We start from the raw sequence: 21,104 nt of genomic DNA, 5'->3' as shown, positions 1-21,104 counted from the left end.
AGCCCGGCTCCGCCTTCCCCGGTCCGTTGCTTTCCGTCTGTTTGCGTTGACTCTTGACTATGTCTGTTGGATTTGGTTCGCTTTCCCCCGCCCTGCGCAGGGTGCCCGTTCCTGTACCACCGTCCGCACCACCCGACCGGACCCAGGAGACACGATGCGCAAGACGTGGGCCGCGTTACTCGCGGCCTCGCTGGCAGCGGCGCCGCTCGCCACCGTCCCCCTCACCAGCACCCCCGCCGCGGCCGCCGAGTCGGCCGGCGCCACGCTGGTCCCCACCCCGCCGATGGGCTGGAACGACTGGAACGCCTTCGGCTGCGACGTCGACGAGCAACTCGTCGAGCAGACCGCCGACAGACTGGTCTCGGCCGGCCTGCGGGACGCCGGCTACCAGTACGTCAACATCGACGACTGCTGGATGACCAAGACTCGCGACGCCGAGGGCCGGCTCGTCCCCGACCCGGTCAAGTTCCCGCACGGGATCACCGGCGTGGCCGCCTACGTCCACGCCAAGGGCCTCAAGCTCGGCATCTACGAGAGCGCCGGCACGATGACCTGTGCGGGCTTCCCCGGCAGCCTCGGCCACGAGCAGCAGGACGCGAACGCCTTCGCCTCCTGGGGCGTCGACTACCTCAAGTACGACAACTGCTACAACCAGGGCGTGCCCTCGCAGCAGCGCTACCGCGCGATGGGCGACGCGTTGGCGAAGACCGGCCGTCCGATCGTCTACAGCCTCTGCAACTGGGGCCTGGACAGCGTGTGGACCTGGGGCGGTACGGTCGGCCAACTCTGGCGCACCACCGGGGACATCGACGCCTCGTTCGGCCGGATGCTGGACATCTTCCACGCCAACGCCAAGCTCGCCGACGCCGCGGGGCCGGGTGGCTGGAACGACCCGGACATGCTGGAGGTCGGCAACGGCATGACGGCGACCGAGGACCGCGCCCACTTCTCGCTCTGGGCGGAGATGGCGGCCCCGCTGATCGCCGGCACCGACCTGCGCAAGGCGAGCGCCGACACCCTCGCGATCTACGGCAACACCGAGGTCATCTCCGTCGACCAGGACCGGCTCGGCAAGCAGGGGCGGCCGGTGAGCATGACCGGCGGCCTGGACGTCCTGGCCAAGCCGCTCGCCGACGGCGGGGTCGCGGTCACCCTGTTCAACGAGAACCCGCAGCCCGCGGTGATCTCGACCACGGCGGCCGCGGTCGGCCTGCCGACGGCCAAGGGGTACCTGCTCCGGGACCTGTGGGCGCACACCACCGGCGAGACCGCCGGCACGGTCAGCGCCACCGTGCCCGGCCACGGCGCCGTGATGTACAAGGTCACCCCGACCGACCACCCTGGCGGCCGGCACCCGGACCTCGTCCTCGACACCAAGGTGCCCGACCTCACCCCGGGCGGCTCGGCCACCGTCACCACGACCTTCGCCAACAACGGCGCGCAGTCCGCGAACGACGTGGTGCTCGGACTGGACGCACCGGCCGGCTGGGCGGTGACGCCGCTGTCGGAGACCCGGTTCGGGCACGTGCCGCCCGGCGGCGGGACCCAGGCCGCATTCCGCGTGACCGCCCCGGCGCACCTGGCGACGCCGATCACCCGGGCCACCCTCACCGGCACCGCCACCGCCCACGGGCCGGGCGGCCCGCAGAGCGTCACCGCGCCCGCACCGGTCGTCCTGGCCGCACCCGTGCAGGCGCCGTTCCGGACCTTCACCGACACCACCGCCGTCTTCGGCGCGCAGGACGGGACGTTCGCCATCGACGGCGCGGGCGCCGACCTCTACTACGACGTCGACGAGTACAGCGCCGTCTACCGGCCGGGCGCCGAACACGACGGCTCCACCACCGTCGTGAAGCTCACCGCGCAGGCGCCGACCAGCGACTGGGCCAAGGCCGGGATCATGGTCCGCGACGACATCACCCAGCCGGGCCGTTCGGCCGGGTACCTCGTCCTGGCCGAGGCCCCCGGCAAGGGCTACGTGCTGCAGTGGGACAGCGACGGCGACGGCAAGCTGGACTCCAACAGCGCTCCGGCGAACCAGGGTTCGGGCTCGGCGGCCTACCCGAGCTGGCTGAAGCTGGTCCGCGACGGCTCGACGTACACCGGCTACTGCTCCACCGACGGGACCACCTGGACGAAGGTCGGCCAGGCCACCGTCCCGGGAGCGACCGCACGCCAGGACGTCGGGCTCTTCACCACCTCGCACAGCGCGGGCACCAGCGGCGAGTCCGACTTCACGGGCTTCACCCAGAGCTGACCGCCGGGTCATCGCCCGGTGTGCGGCGTCAGGGCAGGTACCCTGACGCCGCACACCGGTCCGACGGAATCCGAGCGGGACCGGTCAGGACAGGACGGTCCAACTCTGCCCGGCGGCAGCCGGATCGGCCGGATCGGTCATGCCCGGGGAGCCGGCCGCGGTTCCCGCGACGTCCAGTGTCAGACCGTTGCCGACGTTGGTGACGGTGAGCGCACCGCTGCCGCTCTGGGTGACCTTCCACTTCTGCCAGGGGTTGCCGGGTGTGGCGTTCAGCAGGTAGGCGCTGCCGACGCCGTTGCCGCCGGCGAGCACGGTGTGCGTCTGGGCCGCGGTGGCGCAGTTGTCACTGATCGTCACGGTGCCGTCGGCGTCGGGCGTGAACATCCACTGCTGGGCGGTGTTGCCGCTCTGGTAGGCGTTGATGTCGGAGTTGCCGCCGACGGCCGCGGAGCAGCCGCCCTGGACTTCGAGCGCCTGGCCCCCGGTGCCACCGGCGCTCAGCGCGTGGTACTTGCCGTCGCCCACGACGCCCGGCCGCCCGCTCCCGGCTCCACCGCCGGTGCCGGTGCCCGCGCCGGCGATGCGGTAGAGCGCGACGCCGTGCGCGGGGATCCAGTTGCCGCCGATGGAGCCGGTCGCGGTGCCGGTGGCGCCCGTCCACAGTTCCCGGTAGCCGTAGCCCGAGCCGGTCAGGCCGAGGTCGGCGAAGCCGGCACTGATCATGGCCCAGTTGTTCGGGTCCTGGTTGATCAGGGCCACGGCCAGGTCCCCGTTGGCGAGTTGGCGCTTGAGGACCACCGGGGCGACCGGGGAGGAGGGCGGGTTACCGACCAGGGTGGCGGGCTTGGCGAGGCTGTCCTGATCGATGGCGATCATGTCGCGGTTCTTGAGGAGCGCGAGTGCGGAGGAGCTGATGCCGGTGGACCAGGTGTACCCGTTCGCGGTGTGCTGCGAGTCGGCGGCGGTGCGCAGGTCGGCGCCGGAGATGAGCGGGGCCGCCATCATCGAGAGCACGGACAGTTCGGTGCGCGACTCGTCGTCCGTGAAGGGCTTGTGGCCCTGGGAGGTGTCGGTCACGCCCCAGACGCCGTAGGTGTCCTGCCAGCCGGCGAACATCATGTCCAGGTCGTTCCAGCTGCCGGGGTGGACGTTGCCCGGGTACTTCAGCGCGGTCTGGAGCTGGCCGTTGTAGAGCACGCCGTCCAGTTCGCTGTCGCGGTCGCCGCCGATCCGGCACATGTTGGCGACCTGGCCGCACCAGATCCCGGTGGGCGAGTAGCCGGGCGCCTGGTGCGGCGGGGTGCCGGCGGCCGTGATCAGCGGATCGGTCCGGGCCGGGTCGCCGGCGCTGAGCAGGGAGGGGATGCCGGTGTGCGCGGGCTGCGCGGACAGGCTCAGCGTGATCTTGGGCTTGCCCGCCGCGGCGGTCGCCGCGTCCAGGGCGCGCTGGAAGGTCTGGGTCCGGGCGTAGATGGACTGGGTGAGCTCCTTGCCCTCGCCCTGCGGGTAGTAGGCGTAGCCGTCGGGACCGTAGATGGTGGGACCGTACGGGCAGTCGTCGTACTTGACGAAGTCGACGCCCCAGGAGACCAAGTCGGCGGCGTCGGTGGTCTCGTGGCCGAGGCTGCCGGGGTGGCCCTGGCAGGTGGTGTAGGTGTCGGTGGCGTAGAGGCCGAACTTCATGCCCTTGCTGTGGGCGTACCAGGCCAGGTACTGGATGCCGTTGACCGTCCTGCCGTCGACGGTCTGCGCGGGGAACTGGTCGGGCGCGGGGAGCAGGTGGCCGCTGGTGGTGTCGTTCCCGCCTCCGTCGGTGCCGCTGACCGGACTGCCGTTGGCGTCGTAGAGCTGCATGGCACCGTCGGCGGTCTTGGCGAAGTCCGTGCTCTGGCCGTCGCGGTGGCGCATCGACCAGCCGTCGTCGACGGTGACGGTGTCGTACCCCGCCTGAACCAGGCCGTTGGCCGCCATGAAGTCGATGGTCTGCTTGACCTGGCTCTCGGTGACGTAGGCACCGATGCTGTTCCAGGAGTTCCAACCCATGGGCGGAGTAAGGGCGTTGCCGTTGCCGAGGGCGACGGCCGGGGTGGCGGTACCCAGTGCCGCGGCACTGAGGCCCGAGGCCGCGAGGGCGGTGACGGCGAGCATGCCGACGAGCCGGTGTGGCGTTCTGCGCATGTGGGGGCTTCCCGGGTGGGTGAGTGCGCCGTGCCCGGGCCGCCGAGGGGCGCCGGCCGCGGCGCGGGTGGATGGGACCGGTGCCGAGATCTGTACCGGGACGTGCGGACGCGGCGACGTCGTTCGAACTGCGCATGGGGGCGCGACGACCGCGTACGGGGAGCAGCCGTCGAAGCGACGGCGGTGCCATACGATATTGCACCTATCAGAACCCGACAAGACTCAACACAATGCGACTTCAACGGTTCGACAACAGAGGGGGGCGGCACCCGGGCCCAGCCGCCGAGCGGGTGAACCGGCCGCCGCGCCGTCCACCGCCACGGTCGCCCCGGGGCGCGCCGGGGCACAGTGGGTCACCGGGTCTCGGCGAAGTGCCCGAGGAACGGAGTCACCGCCGACGTCGGCTGGCATCCCGTCTGCGACCGTCCCCGCAGCCAGGCCACGCGGACCGCCCTGGGCACGGCCGGGCTGACCGTCCGGGTGGTGCTGATGCTCCGACCCGGCCCGCCCCCTGATCCCAGCCAACGGAGGTGCCGATGCACATCCTGCTCATCGCGAGCGCGTTCAACAGCCTGACCCAGCGCGTCCAGGCGGAGCTCCGGGACCGCGGCCACCCGGTCCCCGCGGAGGTGGTCCGCACCGAGGACGATGTGCGCGCGGCCGTCGCCCGGCACACGCCCGAGTTGATCATCGCCCCGATGCTGCGGACCGCCGTGCCCGCGGACGTCTGGTCCCGCCACACCTGCCTGATCGTCCACCCCGGCCCGCCCGGTGACCGGGGGCCGTCCTCACTCGACCGGGCGATCCAGGACGGCGAACCGACCTGGGGCGTGACCGTCCTGGAGGCCAACGCGGAGATGGACGCCGGGGACGTATGGGCCTCCGCCGCCTTCCCGCTGCCCGCCGCCGGCAAGAGTGACGTCTACCGCGGCGAAGTGTCCGACGCCGCGATGGACGCCGTCCTGCTCGCCGTCGAACGCTTCGCCTCCGGCCGCCACCGGCCCACCCCGCAGACCGGCCCCGACATCCGCAGCCGACCGCACCTGCCGCAGTCCGAGCGCCGGATCGACTGGCGCACCGACCCCACCCCCACCGTGCTGCGCGCCCGGCGCGCAGCCGACTCCCAGCCGGGCGTGCTGGACGACCTGCTGGGCGGCCGCTGGTTCCTGCACGGCGGCCACCCGGAGGACGAGCTGCGCGGCGAGCCGGGCACCGTCCTGGCCACCCGGGCCGGGGCGATCTGCCGGGCGACGGCCGACGGCGCGGTGTGGATCCCCGAGCTGCGCCCGCGCCGCAGCCCGGACGGCCCGCCGACCGTCAAGCTCCCCGCCGCGCTCGCCCTCGGCAACCGCCTACCGAGCGTCCCCGACCTGCCCGCACCGCTGCGACCGCCGGGCCACCGCCGTACGTTCAGCGACATCCGGTACGAGGAGCACGGTGAAGCCGGCCTGCTGCGCTTCTCCTTCCCCGGCGGGGCGATGAGCACCGACCGCTGCCGCCGCCTGCTCGCCGCGTACCGCTTCGCCTGCACCCGGCCGACCCGGGTGCTGGTGTTCGGCGGCAACCGGGACTTCTTCTCCAACGGCATCCACCTGGGCGTGATCGAGGCCGCCGCCGATCCGGCCGCCGAGTCCTGGGCCAACATCCAGGCGATCGACGACCTGGTCGAGGCCGTCCTCACCACCACCGACCGGCTGGTGGTCGCGGCACTCGGCGGCAACGCGGCGGCCGGCGGAGTGATGCTGGCGCTCGCGGCGGACGAGGTCTGGTGCCGTGACGGCGCCGTGCTCAACCCGCACTACCGGCTGATGGGCCTGCCCGGCTCGGAGTACTGGACGTACACGCTGCCCCGCCGGGTCGGCCCGGAGACCGCCGACGCGCTGCTGCGCGACGCCGAGCCGGTGAGCACCGCCGCCGCCCGGCGGCTGGGCCTGGTGGACCGGGTGCTGCCCGTCCCGCCCGGCGACTTCCCGGCCCGGACCGCCGAGCTGGCCGCCGAACTCGCCGCCGAGCCCTCCACCCACCAGCGGATCACCGACAAGAAGCTCCGCCGCGCCCGGGACGAGGCCGCCCGGCCGCTCGCCGCCTACCGGGCGGAGGAGCTGGCCCGGATGCGCCACGTCTTCTTCGACCCCCGGGCCCGGTACCACGCTCTGCGCTCGGCGTTCGTGCGCAAGCAGCCCGCGCCCGCCGGAGGTACGACGTGAGCCGGGTGCTGGTGGCCGGCATCGGGAACGTCTTCCTGGCCGACGACGCCTTCGGACCGGAGGTGGTCGCCGCCCTGCGCGAGGACCCGCTGCCGCCCGGGGTGGAGCTGTGGGACGCGGGCATCCGCGGCATGGAACTGGCCTACCGCCTGCTGGACGGCTACGGCGCGGTCGTCCTGGTGGACGCGGCGCCGCGCGGCGGCGCCCCCGGCACGCTGTACCTGATCGAACCGGACGAGGCGAGCCGGCCGGCCGTCCCGGAGGCGCACGGCATGGACCCGGTGACGGTGCTGGCGCTGGCCCGAGACCTGGCCGTGGACGGCGCCGAACGGCTGCCCAGGGTGGTCGTCCTCGCCTGCGAACCGGAGCTGTGCCCGCCCCAGGACGATCCGGACCTCGTGGTCGGCCTGAGCGAGGCCGTCCGGCAGGCCGTCCCCGCCGCCGCCGACCTGGTGCGGCACGTGGTCGCGCGGCTGCTGCGCGAACCGGACGCGGAGCTGACCGCCGGCACGGCCTGAAGAGGGCGCCCGGCGGTCGTCCACGACCGCCGGGCGCCGCGGGCTGTCATGGGTGGCGCCGCAGGCCCACCATCCGCCACATCCGCAGCTCCCGCCGCATGCCGGGGATCTCCCGGACGAGCACCGCCAGGGTGATAGCCCCGACGATCAGGGCCTCTGCTACCAACACCCGTCTGGCCATCGGTTCCTCCATCGCTTCGCGTCTGCCGGGCCCGGCTCAGCCGGGCGGGATGTTCGGCATGATCGCCAGGATCGCGTTGTGCTTCTTCCAGTGGATGCCCGTGGACCGCCGGGCGTCCGCGCTGCCGTCCTTGTGGTGGCCCGGCTGCCGCTTGGAGGGCCCCTCGTTGCCCCGGTGGCTGCCGAAGACGGTCGACGCCGTGTCAGGGCGCGCCTGCGGCTTGCCCACGCGGATGTTGCCCATGGCTTCCTCCTCACCGCTGTTCGGTCAGTTCGGCGAAGAACTGTTCGATCGCCGGCCAGATCCGGCTGCCGCCGGACAGGCCGCGCCACTCCCGCCGCACCACTGCGACCATCCGCAGGCAGTCGGCGAGCGGGACGATCCAGTGCTGCGACTGCCCGCGAACGGTGTTCACCAACAAGGCTTCCACCCCTGCGCGCATCGTGCGCAACTCGGGCCGCAGCTCGCACACGGTCCGCCAGGTCTCCGGATCCACCTCCCAGCGGGCCGCGCCCGCCGGGCTCGGGTAGTGGGCCAGGACGGTGCCGTCCGGCTGCGGCACGAAGAACGCCAGGCCCACCGGGACGCCCAGGCGGTCGGTCGACACCGGCTCCAGCCGCGTCCGCCGCCCCGGCACCAGCCGGTAGCGCCCCTGCTCGGCTTGCGCCTCCCGGCCGAACAGCAGCGCGCACGGCCGGCAGACGCACAGCACCGTCTGCGCCTCGGTGTCCAGCAGGTGCCGGTGCTCCTCCGGCACCTGCTCGCCGCACAGCTCGCACCGCTCGGGAGGTTCCGCGGGCCCGGCCGGTTCGGCGCGGGCCTCGCGGATCAGGCGGTGCAGCGCACCGGCGGTCATGCCGACGCCCGCGGGAGCAGGCTGTCCACCGGGACGAACGCCCGCTCCGGGGCCCGCCGCACCTCGCTCAGCTCGGGCGCGGCCGCCAGCACCGCCTCCCGGACCGCCGCCTCCACCGCTCCGGCCGAGGACCCGCAGCCCTTGACGGTCAGCCTCACCTCGGCCACCCCGCCGTCGACCCCGGCCAGCTCCGCCTGCACGCCCCGCTCGCGCAGCGCGTGCACGGCCCGTGCGGCCCGGCGCTCCGGCGGCTCCGGGTGCAGGTCGTGCAGCACCAGCAGGTGGCCGAGCAGCTCGTCGTCGAGCAGCGGGTCCGGCGGCACCAGGTCCAGCACCCGGGCCAGCGCCTCGCCGTAGACCTCGGTGAGGGTCCGGATCGCCGCGAGCGCCGCCTCGCCGCTCGGCCCCGGCACCGCCTCGACCCGCTCCAGCAGCTCGTCCAGCCGGGCCAGTCGCTGTTCCACCGCCTGTGCGTCCAGCCGTCCGTCAGCCATGGGACGCCCCGTAGGTGGGGGTGTGCATCCGGGTGAGCTCCTTGCCCTTGCCGAGGTACATGTGCACCCCGCACGGCAGGCAGGGGTCGAAGCTGCGCACGGTGCGCATGATGTCGATGCCCTTGAAGTCGTCCGGCCCGTTCTCCTCGAAGATCGGCTGTCCCTGCACGGCGTCCTCGTACGGGCCGGGGGTGCCGTAGCTGTCGCGCGGGCTGGCGTTCCACGGGGTGGGCGGGTACGGGTGGTAGTTGGCGATCTTCTTGTCGCGGATCACCAGGTGGTGCGAGAGCACGCCGCGCACGGCCTCGTGGAAGCCGCAACCGATCGCCTCGTCCGGCACCTCGAAGTCCGTGAAGACCCTGGTGTCACCCGCCCGGACCATGCCCATCGCCCGCTCCACGAAGTGCAGCGCCATCGCCGCCGAGTACGCCACGAAGTACGGCCTGGCCCGGTCGCGCTCGATGGTGTTGCTCCACTTCGGGATCTTCCACTCGAAGGTCATCTCGGGCAGTTCCTCGCCCTTCGGCAGCGAGATCCGCACGCCCTGCCCGGTCGCCTTGACGTACGGGGTGTCCACCAGCCCGCTGAGCGCCGTCGACCAGAGCCGGGCCAGCGGGCCGCCGCCGGTGTCCAGGGCCAGGTGCTCGCCGGTCTGCTGGTGGTACCAGCGCGGGCTCATCACCCAGCTGTACTTGCCGCCGTTCAGGTCGCGCTTCTGGGGCACCGGCACGGTGGTCTGGTTCCAGGGGTGGCGCATGTCGACCGGGTTGCCGAGGGGGTCGCGGGTGACGAACGGGTCCTCGTTGACCCAGTCCTCGTAGTACGAGCTGCCGAGCAGGATCCGCAGGCCCAGGTTGATGTCGACCAGGTTGTTGGTGACCAGCTTGCCGTCCACCACGATGCCGGGGGTGACGAACATCGCCTTCCCCCACTCGTTCATCGTCGCGTACTTGTAGTCGCAGACCTCGTAGTCCTGCCAGGCACCCCAGCAGCCGAGCAGGATGCGCCGGCGCCCGACCTCCTCGTAGCCCGGCAGGGCCTCGTAGAAGAAGTCGAAGACGTCGTCGTTCATCGCGACCGACTTCTTGACGAAGTCGATCACCCTGATCAGCCGCGACAGGTAGTCGGTGAACAGGGTGGGCGTCGGCATCGTGCCCACGCCGCCCGGGTAGAGCGTGGAGGGGTGCACGTGGCGGCCCTCCATCAGGCAGAACATCTCGCGGGTGATCCGGCTGACCCGCAGCGCCTGCTTGTAGACCTCGCCCTCGAACGGGTTGAAGGACCGCATCAGGTCGGCGATCGTCCGGTAGCCGTGGATGCCCGCGTTCGGCGCCTCGGTGCGCTCCGCCCGGGCCAGCAGGCCCGGGTTGGTCTCCTTGACCATGGCCTCGCAGAAGTCCACGAACACCAGGTTGTCCTGGAAGATCGTGTGGTCGAACAGGTACTCGGCGGCCTCGCCGAGGTTGACGATCGACTCGCCGAGCGGCGGGGGTTTGACCCCGTAGGCCATCTGCTGGGCGTAGTTGGAGCAGGTGGTGTGGTTGTCGCCGCAGATGCCGCAGATGCGGCTGGTGATGAAGCCGGCGTCCCGGGGGTCCTTGCCCTTCATGAACACCGAGTAGCCCCGGAACAGGGAGGAGGTGCTGTGGCACTCCGTCACCTCCCTGTTGGCGAAGTCCACCTTGGTGTAGATGCCGAGGTTGCCGATGATCCGGGTGATCGGGTCCCACGACATCTCCACGATCTGCGGCGGCTTGCGCTGCCCGGTCGCGCGCGGGGTCTCGGTCGTCGTCATGTGCCTTCCTTCTGGGCCGGGGTCGGTCAGGGACGCCAGTGCGGGTCGTAGCCACTGGTCAGCTCGGAACCGCGGTGCCGCCAGCGCGGCTCCCGGTTCACGGCCATGTTGGTGATGCCGCGCAGCCGCCGGATGACCGCGCCGTACGGCTTGATGAGCATCGGCGACAGGCTGCCGCCGGACGGCTCGTCCATGAACGGCATGAAGGTGTCCGGGAAGCCCGGCATGGTGCAGCCGATGCAGATGCCGCCGACGTTCGGGCAGCCGCCGATCCCGGCCATCCAGCCCCGCTTCGGCACGTTGCAGTTGACCACCGGCCCCCAGCAGCCCACCTTCACCTGGCACTTGGGCGAGTTGTACTCGCGGGCGAAGTTGCCCTGCTCGTAGTAGCCGGCCCGGTCGCAGCCCTCGTGCACGGTCCTGCCGAACAGCCACTGCGGGCGCAGGTTGGCGTCGAGCGGGGGCGGCGGGGCGGCGCCGGCCGCATGGTAGAGCACCCAGGTGAGGGTCTCCATGAAGTTCTCCGGCTGGATCGGGCAGCCGGGCACGTTGACGATCGGCAGCCCGCCGGTGGACTTGAAGTCCCAACCCAGGTAGTCCGCCAGGCCCATCGCGCCGGTCGGATTGCCGGCCATCGCGTGGATGCCGCCGTACGTCGCGCAGGTGCCGGCCGCGACCACCGCCCACGCCTTGGGCGCGAGGTGGTCGAGCCACCAGTTGAGGGTGAGCGGCTCGCCGGTGTCCAGGTCGTTGCCGAAGGAGGTCCAGTAGCCATCGCCCTCGATGATGTCCTGGTTCGGGATCGAGCCCTCGATGACCAGGATGAACGGGTTCGGCGACTCGCCCCGGGCGGCGGCCCGGTAGGGGGCGAGGAACTCCTCGCCGCCCAGCGTGGGCGAGAGCACTTTGTTGTACAGGTTGACCTTGGGCAGGCCGGGGATCAGCCCGAGCACGACGTCCTCGATGGCGGGCTGGTCGGCGGCGGTCAGCGACACGGTGTCGCCGTCGCAGCTCAGGCCCTCGGAGATCCACAGGATGTCGATCTCCGTGAAGCCCTGCCGCTGGTCCGCACGGCTCGGTGTCTGGCTGGTGCTGGTGGTACCACTCTCGATCGTCATGTCTTCGGCCTCCCTTGCAGCCGGTCACGCAGTCGGTCCGTATCGTCGTGGTCGTCCCGGCCGAGCCGGTCCAACGCCAGCAGGCTCCGCTTGACGCCGCCGTGCTCGGCCAGGTGCCGGTCGATCAGCCGGTCGCCGTCCGGCAGCACCTTCCTGGCGAGCGGATAGACCATCAGCTCCTCCAGGGCCGCGTGCTCGGACAGTTCACGGATCAGGACCTCGACCACACCTCGCCGCTGGGTGTCGGAGGCGGCGGCCGGGTAGTCGCGGAACAGCTGCTCCACCATGCGGTGGTCATGCTCCAGGAGTTCGATGGCGTCCATCGGACCTCTTCTCGTCGGGGGCGGTGCCGAACGGTCGCACCTCGTCCGGCCGGAAGTAGCGGTACCGCCCGTACCAACCGTGCAACTCGGCGCCGGGATCATCGTCGACCGTGACGGCGAGGTGGACGCTGCCGTCCACGTCGTGGAAGACCGCCGCCACCTCGGCCGTGCGCCCGGCCAGGAACATGTCCTGCGCGTCGCTGCCCCGGCCGTGCGGCCGCAGCTCGACCCGGCTGCCGCGGGCGACCGCGACGCCGTCGACCAGCACCCGGTCGGTGGCCGGCGAGAGGCCGTCGTCCCCGCCCTCTTCCCACCAGGGCGCCCGCGTGGCGGGCTCCGGGCGCCCGGCGGGCCGCAGCGAGCGGATCGCGCCGTGCAGGCGGGTGAATACCTCCGGCGGCATGGTGTCCACCCGGTCGAGGATCTCGGCGGCCCGCCGGTCGGTGGCGCGGGCCTCGCGCTTCTCCTCGTCGGTGAGCAGCATGGTGCGCAGCGAGAGGATCTCGTCGATCTCACCGGCGTCGTGCAGGTCGCCGGGGCTCTCCGGGGCGATCCGCGGCTGGTCGGGCAGGATGATCGGCGAGGAGAGCACCGCCCGGTCGGCGTCGGCCGGCACCGGGTAGGTGTGCAGGTTCCGACAGGCCCGGGCGTGCTCGGCTGCCCGCTCGGGCGGGTCGGTCAGCGAGAGGAAGGACAGGCCGCTGCCGCCGAGGAAGGTGTGGGTGGCGACCAGGGTGTGCCGCAGCGCCTCCTCGCGGGTGGCGCCGGGCCCGACCTGGCGGCCGGTGTTCTCGGTGCGAACCCGCAGCCGGTACAGCCGCCCGTCCAGCGGTTCGGCGTGCACGGTGGTCCGCGCCTCGACCGGGTGGCACCGGCGCACCGCCCGGCCGTTCGCGTCCGGCAGTTCCTCGGTCTGCTCGCCGCCGGGTGCGCCGACCTGGAACGTGCGGTCACCGGCCAGCAGTTCGGCCAGCGGCAGCACCAGGTCGCTCTCCCGGGGCACGGCCTCCTCGAAGCTGAGGTGGACCGCGTCGGGCGCGTGGAGCGACTCCACCGGTTCGTACCGGCCGTCGGCGGTACAGCGCTGCACGCTCTTCTGCTGCACCTGGAGGTAGCGGACCCGGACGTGCAGCACCGCGTCTGGCGCCGCCTCGGCCAGGCACTCGGTCTGCTGGTACCAGGACTCGGCGGACCCGGCGACGGTCTCCGCCACCGGCCCGTCCGCCTCGACCCACGGGCGCGGCGCGAGCACGCCGAACTGCCAGCGCACCCGGTTCTTGGCCGAGGAGCGGCGGTAGGGGTAGAGCAGGTAGCCCTCGTACAGCACGGCATCGGCCACCGGCCGCAACCGTTCGAAGCCGTTGGGGTCGGCGGGCCGCGCCGGAGCGGCCCGGCCTGGCGCCGGTGTACTGGTCATCTCGCCTCCGATCGGCCGCAGCGGCCGTGGTCCCCGGGCGTGGGAAGAGGGACCGGCCTCCGGTCGGTCCTTCCTCCCACGGTCACACCTCGCGTCCGACCCTGCGCGTCCGGTTCGCCATCGGAGTGGTGCTCAGCAGATCCGGGGCAGCTGCTCGCCGAGCGGCAGGTCCACGATCCGGGTGCCACCGAGGCCTGTACGGGCGACCACCACGCCGGGGTGGTCGGCGACGCACTCGCCGACGATCACCGCGCCGCGCCCGTCCGGATGGGCGCGCATCGCCGCCAGCACCGCGTCGGCGTGCTCGCGCGGCACGAAGGCGACCAGTCGGCCCTCGTTGGCGACGTACAGCGGGTCGAGACCGAGGAAGGCGCAGGCGTTGGCGACCGCCTCCGGGACCGGCACCGCCCGGTCGTCCAGGACCACGCCGGTGCCGGAGGCGGCGGCGATCTCGTTGAGCGAGGCCGCCAGGCCACCGCGGGTGGGATCGCGCAGCACGTGCAGGTGGGGGGTGACGGCCAGCATGGCCTGGACCAGCGAGCCCAGGGCCGCGGTGTCGCTGGTCACCTCGGCACCGAACTCCAGTCCCTCGCGCACGCTCATGATGGCGATGCCGTGCTGCCCGATCGGCCCGCTGACCACGATCACGTCGCCGGGGCGGGCCCGCTGCGGGCGGATGTCCACGCCGTCCGGGATCAGGCCGATGCCCGCCGTGGTGAGGTAGACCCCGTCGCCGTGCCCGGCGTCGACCACCTTGGTGTCGCCGGTCGCGACGGTGACGCCGGCCGCCCGGGCGGCCGCGCCGACCGCCTGCGCGACGGCTCCGACGGTGGCCAGCTCGGTGCCCTCCTCCAGCACGAACGCGCAGGACAGGTACGCCGGCACCGCGCCGCTCATCGCCAGGTCGTTGACCGTCCCGTTGACCGCCAGGTCGCCGATGCTGCCGCCGGGGAAGAACAGCGGCCGCACCACGTACGAGTCCGTGGAGAACGCCAGCCGGGCACCGCCGAGCGTCAGTTGTGCCGAGTCGCCGAGCCCTGCGAGCTGTTCGCCGCCGTACGCGGGCAGGAACAGGTGACGGACCAGCTCGGCGGAGAGAGCGCCGCCGCCGCCGTGGCCCATCACCACCACGGGGTGGTCCCGCAGCGGGAGCGGGCAGGACCAGCCGGAGAAGTCGGGTGCGGTCTGCAGCGTGTCAGCCAACGGGCTCGGCCTCCTCGGCGCGCCGGACGGCCGGGTCGAGCCGCCGGTAGAGGTAGTACGCGGCGCAGGCGCCCTCGCTGGAGACCATGGTGGCGCCGAGCGGGGTGCGCGGCGTGCAGGCGGTCCCGAACGCCTCGCACTCGTGCGGCTTGATCAGGCCTTGGAGCACCTCGCCGCTGCGGCACCGGGCGGACTCGCGGGTGGTGACCCCGGTGAGGTCGAAGCGGTGTTCGGCGTCGAAGTCGCGGTACGCCTCGGAGAGCCGCCAACCGCTGTCCGGGATGGTGCCGATGCCGCGCCAGGCGCGGTCGGTGACCGTGAAGACCTCCTGGAGCATGCGGAGCGCGGCCGGGTTGCCGGTGTCCTGGACGGCGCGCGGGTAGGCGTTCTCCACCCGGTGTTCGCCGCGCTCCAGTTGGCGGACGGCCCGGCGGATGCCCTCCAGCAGGTCCAGCGGCTCGAAGCCGGTGACCACGATCGGCACCCGGTGGCGCTCGGCGAGTTCCGGGTACTCGGTGGTGCCCATCACGCTGCACACGTGGCCGGCGGCGAGGAAACCCTGCACCCGGCAGTCCGCGGAGCTCATGATGGCCTCGATCGCCGGTGGCACCCGTACGTGCGAGACCAGCAGGCTGAAGTTGCGCACGCCGAGGCGGCGGGCCTGGTGGACGGCCATGGCGTTGGCGGGCGCGGTGGTCTCGAAGCCGATGCCGAAGAACACCACCTCGCGCTGCGGGTTCTCCTGGGCGATCCGCAGCGCGTCGAGCGGCGAGTACACCACCCGGACGTCTCCGCCGGCGCCCTTGACCCGGTACAGGTCCCGGTCGGTGCCGGGCACCCGGAGCATGTCGCCGAAGGAGCAGAAGGTGACCTCCGGCCGTGCGGCGATGGCCAGCGCCCGGTCGATCGCCTCCAGCGGCGTGACGCACACCGGGCAGCCCGGGCCGTGGATCAACTCGACGCCTTCCGGCAGGAGCTGGTCGATGCCGTGCCGGATGATGGAGTGCGTCTGGCCGCCGCAGACCTCCATCAGCGCCCACGGGCGGGTCACCGTGGCCCGGATGTCCTCCAGCAGCCGGCGTGCCAGCTCCGGATCGTTGAACTCCTCGATGTACTTCACGAATCCTCCTCGGGCTGAACCTCCGCCCGGGCCCGGGCCCAGGCGTCGCCGAACTCCTCCTCCAGCGCGCCGATCTCCTCGAACAGCCGCAGGGTCGACAGCGCCGACTCCTCGTCCAGCCGCTGGAGGGCGAAGCCGACGTGGACGATGGCGTAGTCCCCGACGGCGATCTCCGGCAGGTACTCCAGGCAGACCTCCTTCAGCACTCCGCCGAAGTCCACCCGGGCCATCCGGGTGCCGTCGCGTTCGTAGACGTCGGCCACCCGGCCGGGGACTGCCAGACACATCGGCGCACTCCTCTTTCCTCGGGGTTCTTCAGGCGGTACGGGCCGCCACCAGGGCCTGCCCGAGGGCCAGCCCTCCGTCGCCGGGCGGGACGACCCGGTGGCGCAGCACGGTGAAGCCGTCCGCGGCCAGCAGTTCGGCGGTCCAGTGGTCGAGCAGGGCATTGGTGAACACGCCGCCGGTGAGCGCCACGGTGTCGGCCCGGGTGCGCCTGCGCGCCTCCCGGCAGACCGTCAGGACCGCTTCCGCGACGGCTCGGTGGAACCGGGCGGCGACCACCGGGGCGCCCGTGCCGGTCCGGACGTCCTCGGCGCAGGCGCGCAGCACGGGCGCGGGGTCGAGCAGCAGGCCGTCCGGCCCCGGCCGCAGCGCGAAGGAGTACCCGCCGGCGTCCGCGGCGCCTACGGCCGCGGCCTCCAGCTCGATCGCGGCCTGCGCCTCGAATCCGGCGTCGTGGCAGACGCCGGCCAGCGAGGAGACCGCGTCGAACAGGCGGCCCATGCTGGAGGTCGGCGGGCAGTTGAGGCCACGTTCCAGCTGACGGGTCAACAGTCGGCGCAGCTCGGGCGGACGGGCGGCGGTGCACGGCAGGTACTCGGCCCAGGGCAGGCCGGCCGCCCGCAGGTGGGCGAGCGCCATCCGCCAGGGCTCGCGGACCGCGGTGTCGCCGCCGGGCAGCGGGACGTACGCCAGATGGGCGAAGCGCCGGAAGCCGGCGTAGTCGGCGAGCAGCACCTCACCGCCCCACACCGCGCCGTCCTCGCCGTACCCGGTCCCGTCGAAGGCGACGCCGATCACCGGCGCGCCGCCGTCCAGGCCGTGCTCGGCCATCGCGGCGGCGACGTGCGCGTGGTGGTGCTGCACCCGGGCGACGGGCCGCTCGCCCGCGTTGCGCTGCGCCCAGCAGGCGGAGGCGTAGCCGGGGTGACGATCGGCGGCCAGGAGCCGGGGTTCGACGCCGGTCAGCGTGCGCAGGTGGCGTTCCGCGCGTTCGAAGGAGCGCTGGGCGGAGAGCTCGCCGAGGTCGCCGATGTGGCCGGACAGCCAGGCGGAGCGGCCCTCGGCCAGGCAGAGGGCGTTCTTGAGGTCGCCGCCGACCGCCAGAACCGGGCGCAGGCCGAGCGGCAGCTCGATCCTCGCGGGGGCGAAGCCCCGGGAGCGACGTAGGATCATCGGTTCGCCGTCCGGGCGGGCGCGGACCACCGAGTCGTCGCACGGGACGACGATCGGCCGGTCGTGCCACAGCCAGGCGTCGGCCAGGCCGGCCAGCCGCTCGAACGCCTCGCCGTCGTCGGTGACCAGCGGCTCGCCCGAGCGGTTCGCACTGGTCACCACCAGCACGCCCGGGCCGGGCGGGTCGCCGGGCAGGCCGAACAGCAGCCGGTGCACCGGCGTGTACGGCAGCAGCACGCCCACGTCCGGGCTGCCCGGGCAGACCTCGGGAGCCAGCGCGCCGGCCGGGTCCGTGCGGCGCAGCAGCACGATCGGCCGGGCCCGGCCGGTCAACAGCGCCTCCTCGCCCGGGCCGACCCGGCCCAGCCGGGCGGCCGCCGCCACGTCCGGCGCCATCACGGCGAACGGCTTGCCGCCCCGGGCCTTGCGGCGGCGCAGTTCCCGGACGGCTTCCCGGTGCGCCGCCGCGCACACCAGGTGGTAGCCGCCGATGCCCTTGACGGCGACGACCGCCCCGGCGGCGAGCATCCGCCGGGCCGTGGCCAGGGCGGGCCCGCCCTCGGTCGAGGTACCGTCACCCGTCAGTCGCAGCACCGGTCCGCAGGCCCAGCAGGCCACCGGCTGGGCGTGGAACCGGCGGTCCGCCGGGTCGCGGTACTCGCGCTCGCAGTCGCGGCACAGCGGGAAGCCCGCCATCGTGGTGGCGGGCCGGTCGTACGGCAGGGCCGTGGTGATGGTGAACCGCGGGCCGCAGTGGGTGCAGCTGATGAACGGGTGCCGGTGGCGGCGGTCGGTGGGGTCGGCGAGCTCGGCCAGGCAGGCGGCGCAGGTCGCGGCGTCCGGCGGGACCATGGTGCGGCCGGCACCCGGCTGGGACGGGCGGATGGTGAAGGCGCGGGCACCGGCCGGCGGGGCGGTCGCCCACCGGATGGCGGCGATCTCGGCGAGCGGCGGGGCCTCGGACCGCAGCAGGCGGCAGAACTCCTCCACCGTGCCGTCCGGCCCCTCGACGTCGATCACCACTCCGGCCGACGTGTTGGCCACCTCTCCGGCCAGGCCCAGCCGGCTCGCCAGCGCGTGCACGAACGGCCGGAAGCCGACGCCCTGGACCACGCCGGTGACGGTGAGCACGCGGCGGACCGGGCCCTCGGGCGGGGCCGCCGCGTCCGTGGTGCCCGGGCGGCCGGTGGTGTCAGTGGTGTGCGGCGGCATGGTGGTGGTCCCCGTCCGCCGCGGCGCGGGCCAGAACCGGCCGGTGGACGGCCGCTCCCCCGTTGACCGTCTCCCACAGCCGACCGATCCCGTGCCCGGTGCGCACCGAGGTCTCCAGCAGCGGCACGCCCGGATTCACCCGGTCGACGTGCCCGCGGAAGGCCGGCTCGTCGAAGCCGGCGGCCTGCGCCAGGTCGGTCTTGGTGAGCACGACCAGGTTCGCCGAGCCGAAGGCGTTCGGGTACTTGACGGGCTTGTCCTCGCCCTCGGTCACCGACATCAGGACGATCCGCAGCTCCTCCCCGAGGTCGTACGAGGACGGGCAGACCAGGTTGCCGATGTTCTCCACGAACAGCAGCCGGGTGCCGCCCGGCAGCCAGCCGTCCAGGTGACCGCGCAGCTGGGCGGCCTCCAGGTGGCACAGGCCGCCGGTGAGCACCTGCTTGACCGGGGCGCCGGAGCGGGCGAGGCGGCGGGCGTCGTTCTCGGTGGCGAGGTCGGCCGTGATCGCGGCGACCGGTACGCCGTCCTCGACGGCCCGCGCCAGGAGCCGTTCCAGCAGGGCGGTCTTGCCGCTGCCCGGACTGGACAGCAGGTTGACCAGGACGACGTCCTGGTCCCGGAGGTCCTCGCGCAGCGCCGCCGCCAGGGCGTCGTTCTTCGCGAGGACCGCGTGCTGCACCTCATGGACTCGGCACATCGTCGGCCACCTCCTGTTCGTCGGCGCCCTCCGCCGTCCCCAGGACGACGGCGGCGATCTCCAGTTCCCGTCCGGACGCGCACTCCACGGAGCCGCCGCCGCACGCCGGGCACCGCAGGTCGAGCGGCGGCCGGACGGGGAACTCCCGCTCGCACGGCCGGCACCGCACCACCGCCGGCACCTGCTCGATCGCCAACCGGGCGCCCGCGAGCGCCGTCCCCTCGCAGACCACCGCGAACGAGAAGTCCAGCGCCTCGGCCTCCACCCCGGCCAGCGCACCGACCCGCAGCCGTACCTCTTCGACCCGTTCGCCCGGGTATCCGGCCGCGAACTCCTCCACCGCCTCCACCACGGACAGCGCGATCGACAGCTCGTGCACCTGCGCTCCCGGGACTCGGACGGCCGACGGTCGAACCCCGCCCACGGTAGGAACTCATCCGGGCCCGCCCCGGCCGCTGCGGGGGCGGAGCGACGCCGATTCCACCCGCATGGCCCCCTTCGGCCCCGCCGCGACGACCTGTCGTCAGGTCGTCGCGGCGGTGGGTGCCGGTCCGGCGCGGCCGGGCAGCCGTTCCGGCCCGGGGCGGCGGGAGGAGCGGCCCGCACGGAGGGCCCACCGGTCCGCCGGTCCGCCGGTCCGCGGTGGTCACCGGCTCCGCGGGTCAGGGACCGTGCACGCGGTAGCGCTCGGCGTCCGCCCACCTGACGTCCAGGCCGAAGCCCGGACGGTCCCGGTCGGGGCGCAGCGCGCCGCCTTCCGGTCGCAGGGTGCCGTCGAGCAGCATGCCCTCCAGCCGGACGTGGTCGTGGAAGTACTCGAGGTGGCGCAGCCGGTCGACGGCGCAGAAGCCGTGGGCGGAGAGCGCGGGCGCGCAGTGCCCGGACAGGTCGGTGTCGTGGGCGGCGGCGAGTCCGGCGACCTGGAGGAGGCCGGTGATGCCGCCGCAGCGGGTGATGTCGGCCTGGAGGCAGTCGACGGCGTCGGCTTCCAGAAGGGTGGCGAAGTCGGTGAGGAGGTAGCCGTATTCGCCGGCGGTGATCTCAGGGCGGCCGGCCGTGTGCTCGCGTACCGTCCGCAGGCCGCGGGGGTCGAGGGAGCTGACGGGCTCCTCGAACCAGCGGACGTCCCACTCCTCGGCGAAGCGCCGTGCCCAGTGCACGGCCTCGGTGCGGTTGAGGGCGCCGTTGGCGTCGGTGAACAGCTCGGTGTCGTCGCCGACGGCCCGGCGGGCGGTGCGCAGTCGTTCGGGGTCCTGGTCGGGGTGGCGGGAGGTCTTGAGTTTGACGCGGGGGATGCCCTGGGCGGCCCAGCCGGACAGCTGGTCCGCGAGCCGGTCCAGGGGGTAGTTGGTGAAGCCGCCGCTGCCGTAGACGGGCACCCTGTCGTGGAAGGACGGCAGCAGGTCCACGACCGGGAGGTCCAGCACTCGGGCCTTGAGGTCCCACAGTGCGAGGTCGACGGCGGAGACGGCCAGGGCGCCGGCGCCCGGTTGCCCGGCGTTGCGGGTGGCGCGCCGCATCCGCCGCCAGACGGCGGGCGGGGCGAGCGCGTCGGCGCCGACGACGACGGGCGCCAGCTGGGATTCGGCGAAGACCGCGGTGGAGACGTCGCCGTAGGTGTAGCCGATGCCGGTGCATCCTCCGCCACGGGCCTCGACCAGGACCATGGTGGTCGAGTCCCACTCCAGGGTGCCGTCCTGTTCGGTGCCGTCCGGTCCGTCGGTGGGGACGGTGAAGGCGTGCACGGCGAGGTGGTCCACCCGGACGGGATCGGTCATCGCGGGACTCCTGGGTCGGCGGCCGTCAGTGGTGACGGCCGGGGAGGTGGGTGGTGAGCTCCAGGACCTTCTGGGGGCGGCGGTCTTCTCGGCCTGGGACTTCACGGTGTGACGCGGGATCGGGCGATGTCCGGGTCCACCTCGAACTCCAGGACGGTCGGGGCCCGGCTCGCCGGGGCCTCGTGCCGTCCCTCTCCTCGTGGCCCCTCGATCCCGTTGGCGCCTGCCCGGGACGTTCACGGCCAAACGGAGCCGGGGGTGGGGCGGTTTCGGCCGCGCGGTCGTGGAA

General features: G+C 73.3%; 19 protein-coding genes. 3 read left to right on the top strand and 16 right to left on the bottom strand.

Features of this window, described 5'->3' with window-relative positions:
• Positions 1-154: 154 nt before the first annotated feature.
• Positions 155-2,257 carry an NEW3 domain-containing protein gene (locus ACH4J0_RS24140; RefSeq protein WP_396242613.1) on the top strand — a complete coding sequence of 701 codons (2,103 nt, stop codon included), beginning with the start codon at positions 155-157 and terminating at the stop codon, positions 2,255-2,257.
• 84 nt (positions 2,258-2,341) lie between these two features.
• Here the strand turns inward: ACH4J0_RS24140 and ACH4J0_RS24135 are convergent, their stop codons facing one another.
• On the bottom strand, positions 2,342-4,435 hold the full coding sequence (locus ACH4J0_RS24135) for an alpha-galactosidase (RefSeq protein WP_396242611.1): 2,094 nt from the start codon (positions 4,433-4,435) through the stop codon (positions 2,342-2,344).
• Positions 4,436-4,971: 536 nt separating this feature from the next.
• Between ACH4J0_RS24135 and ACH4J0_RS24130 the strand changes: the two genes are divergently transcribed.
• Together ACH4J0_RS24130 and ACH4J0_RS24125 are read left to right on the top strand one after the other, a co-directional pair.
• The gene (locus ACH4J0_RS24130) at positions 4,972-6,642 is read left to right on the top strand and encodes a hydrogenase maturation protein (RefSeq protein ID WP_396242610.1); all 1,671 of its coding nucleotides are present in this window, start codon (positions 4,972-4,974) and stop codon (positions 6,640-6,642) included.
• Positions 6,639-7,160 carry a hydrogenase maturation protease gene (locus tag ACH4J0_RS24125; RefSeq protein ID WP_396242609.1) on the top strand — a complete coding sequence of 174 codons (522 nt, stop codon included), beginning with the start codon at positions 6,639-6,641 and terminating at the stop codon, positions 7,158-7,160. Before ACH4J0_RS24130 ends, ACH4J0_RS24125 begins: the two co-directional genes overlap by 4 nt.
• 46 nt (positions 7,161-7,206) lie before the next feature.
• On the opposite strand, the gene ACH4J0_RS24120 is transcribed toward ACH4J0_RS24125, so the two are convergent.
• The 15 genes from ACH4J0_RS24120 to ACH4J0_RS24050 all read right to left on the bottom strand — a co-directional run bounded on the left by ACH4J0_RS24120 (position 7,207) and on the right by ACH4J0_RS24050 (position 20,815).
• A complete protein-coding gene (locus tag ACH4J0_RS24120) occupies positions 7,207-7,341 on the bottom strand; it encodes a hypothetical protein (RefSeq protein ID WP_396242608.1) in 135 nt (44 codons plus the stop codon).
• 36 nt (positions 7,342-7,377) lie between these two features.
• A complete protein-coding gene (locus ACH4J0_RS24115; protein ID WP_396242607.1) occupies positions 7,378-7,584 on the bottom strand; it encodes a hypothetical protein in 207 nt (68 codons plus the stop codon).
• Positions 7,585-7,594: 10 nt separating this feature from the next.
• A complete protein-coding gene (locus ACH4J0_RS24110) occupies positions 7,595-8,197 on the bottom strand; it encodes a DUF5947 family protein (protein ID WP_396242606.1) in 603 nt (200 codons plus the stop codon).
• Positions 8,194-8,691, bottom strand: coding sequence for a NifU family protein (locus ACH4J0_RS24105; RefSeq protein ID WP_396242605.1), 498 nt, complete (start codon positions 8,689-8,691; stop codon positions 8,194-8,196). Before ACH4J0_RS24105 ends, ACH4J0_RS24110 begins: the two co-directional genes overlap by 4 nt.
• Positions 8,684-10,486 carry a nickel-dependent hydrogenase large subunit gene (locus ACH4J0_RS24100; protein WP_396242604.1) on the bottom strand — a complete coding sequence of 601 codons (1,803 nt, stop codon included), beginning with the start codon at positions 10,484-10,486 and terminating at the stop codon, positions 8,684-8,686. Before ACH4J0_RS24100 ends, ACH4J0_RS24105 begins: the two co-directional genes overlap by 8 nt.
• Before the next feature lie 26 nt (positions 10,487-10,512).
• Complete coding sequence (locus tag ACH4J0_RS24095) at positions 10,513-11,604, bottom strand: hydrogenase expression protein HypE (RefSeq protein WP_396242603.1); 1,092 nt, start codon at positions 11,602-11,604, stop codon at positions 10,513-10,515.
• Positions 11,601-11,927, bottom strand: a complete 327-nt coding sequence (locus ACH4J0_RS24090) for a hemerythrin domain-containing protein (protein ID WP_396242602.1) — start codon at positions 11,925-11,927, stop codon at positions 11,601-11,603. Before ACH4J0_RS24090 ends, ACH4J0_RS24095 begins: the two co-directional genes overlap by 4 nt.
• Complete coding sequence (locus ACH4J0_RS24085; protein ID WP_396242601.1) at positions 11,899-13,344, bottom strand: hypothetical protein; 1,446 nt, start codon at positions 13,342-13,344, stop codon at positions 11,899-11,901. The genes ACH4J0_RS24090 and ACH4J0_RS24085 overlap by 29 nt, the downstream gene beginning before the upstream one ends.
• 132 nt (positions 13,345-13,476) lie before the next feature.
• Positions 13,477-14,547 (bottom strand): hydrogenase expression/formation protein HypE, encoded by a 1,071-nt coding sequence (hypE, locus tag ACH4J0_RS24080; RefSeq protein ID WP_396242600.1) that lies wholly within the window; start codon positions 14,545-14,547, stop codon positions 13,477-13,479.
• A complete protein-coding gene (gene hypD, locus ACH4J0_RS24075; protein WP_396242599.1) occupies positions 14,540-15,667 on the bottom strand; it encodes a hydrogenase formation protein HypD in 1,128 nt (375 codons plus the stop codon). The genes hypE and hypD overlap by 8 nt, the downstream gene beginning before the upstream one ends.
• Entirely contained in the window at positions 15,664-15,954 is a 291-nt protein-coding gene (locus ACH4J0_RS24070; RefSeq protein ID WP_396242598.1) for a HypC/HybG/HupF family hydrogenase formation chaperone, read from the bottom strand. The genes hypD and ACH4J0_RS24070 overlap by 4 nt, the downstream gene beginning before the upstream one ends.
• 28 nt (positions 15,955-15,982) lie before the next feature.
• The gene (gene hypF / locus ACH4J0_RS24065; RefSeq protein WP_396242597.1) at positions 15,983-18,337 is read right to left on the bottom strand and encodes a carbamoyltransferase HypF; all 2,355 of its coding nucleotides are present in this window, start codon (positions 18,335-18,337) and stop codon (positions 15,983-15,985) included.
• Entirely contained in the window at positions 18,318-19,037 is a 720-nt protein-coding gene (hypB, locus tag ACH4J0_RS24060) for a hydrogenase nickel incorporation protein HypB (RefSeq protein ID WP_396242596.1), read from the bottom strand. Before hypB ends, hypF begins: the two co-directional genes overlap by 20 nt.
• Positions 19,021-19,416, bottom strand: coding sequence for a hydrogenase maturation nickel metallochaperone HypA (gene hypA / locus ACH4J0_RS24055; RefSeq protein WP_396242595.1), 396 nt, complete (start codon positions 19,414-19,416; stop codon positions 19,021-19,023). The genes hypB and hypA overlap by 17 nt, the downstream gene beginning before the upstream one ends.
• Positions 19,417-19,699: 283 nt before the next feature.
• A complete protein-coding gene (locus tag ACH4J0_RS24050) occupies positions 19,700-20,815 on the bottom strand; it encodes an enolase C-terminal domain-like protein (protein WP_396242594.1) in 1,116 nt (371 codons plus the stop codon).
• Positions 20,816-21,104 lie beyond the last annotated feature (289 nt).

Origin of the sequence: Kitasatospora sp. NPDC017646, assembly GCF_044329365.1 — a bacterium.
Classification (GTDB): Bacteria; Actinomycetota; Actinomycetes; order Streptomycetales; family Streptomycetaceae; genus Kitasatospora.
Note: the sequence above shows the minus strand (reverse complement) of the source record. Positions and strands in the feature narration are given on the sequence as shown.

Bases quoted from the DNA above. Each gene is read 5' to 3' on its own strand.
- ACH4J0_RS24110 (WP_396242606.1), bottom strand. From the start codon at position 8,197: ATGACCGCCGGTGCGCTGCACCGCCTGATCCGCGAGGCCCGCGCCGAA.
- hypB (WP_396242596.1), bottom strand. From the start codon at position 19,037: ATGTGCCGAGTCCATGAGGTGCAGCACGCGGTCCTCGCGAAGAACGAC.
- ACH4J0_RS24095 (WP_396242603.1), bottom strand. From the start codon at position 11,604: ATGACGATCGAGAGTGGTACCACCAGCACCAGCCAGACACCGAGCCGT.
- ACH4J0_RS24090 (WP_396242602.1), bottom strand. From the start codon at position 11,927: ATGGACGCCATCGAACTCCTGGAGCATGACCACCGCATGGTGGAGCAG.
- ACH4J0_RS24120 (WP_396242608.1), bottom strand. From the start codon at position 7,341: ATGGCCAGACGGGTGTTGGTAGCAGAGGCCCTGATCGTCGGGGCTATC.
- ACH4J0_RS24050 (WP_396242594.1), bottom strand. From the start codon at position 20,815: ATGACCGATCCCGTCCGGGTGGACCACCTCGCCGTGCACGCCTTCACC.
- ACH4J0_RS24085 (WP_396242601.1), bottom strand. From the start codon at position 13,344: ATGACCAGTACACCGGCGCCAGGCCGGGCCGCTCCGGCGCGGCCCGCC.
- ACH4J0_RS24105 (WP_396242605.1), bottom strand. From the start codon at position 8,691: ATGGCTGACGGACGGCTGGACGCACAGGCGGTGGAACAGCGACTGGCC.
- hypF (WP_396242597.1), bottom strand. From the start codon at position 18,337: ATGCCGCCGCACACCACTGACACCACCGGCCGCCCGGGCACCACGGAC.
- ACH4J0_RS24130 (WP_396242610.1), top strand. From the start codon at position 4,972: ATGCACATCCTGCTCATCGCGAGCGCGTTCAACAGCCTGACCCAGCGC.
- ACH4J0_RS24115 (WP_396242607.1), bottom strand. From the start codon at position 7,584: ATGGGCAACATCCGCGTGGGCAAGCCGCAGGCGCGCCCTGACACGGCG.
- ACH4J0_RS24070 (WP_396242598.1), bottom strand. From the start codon at position 15,954: ATGTGTCTGGCAGTCCCCGGCCGGGTGGCCGACGTCTACGAACGCGAC.
- ACH4J0_RS24100 (WP_396242604.1), bottom strand. From the start codon at position 10,486: ATGACGACGACCGAGACCCCGCGCGCGACCGGGCAGCGCAAGCCGCCG.
- ACH4J0_RS24140 (WP_396242613.1), top strand. From the start codon at position 155: ATGCGCAAGACGTGGGCCGCGTTACTCGCGGCCTCGCTGGCAGCGGCG.
- ACH4J0_RS24135 (WP_396242611.1), bottom strand. From the start codon at position 4,435: ATGCGCAGAACGCCACACCGGCTCGTCGGCATGCTCGCCGTCACCGCC.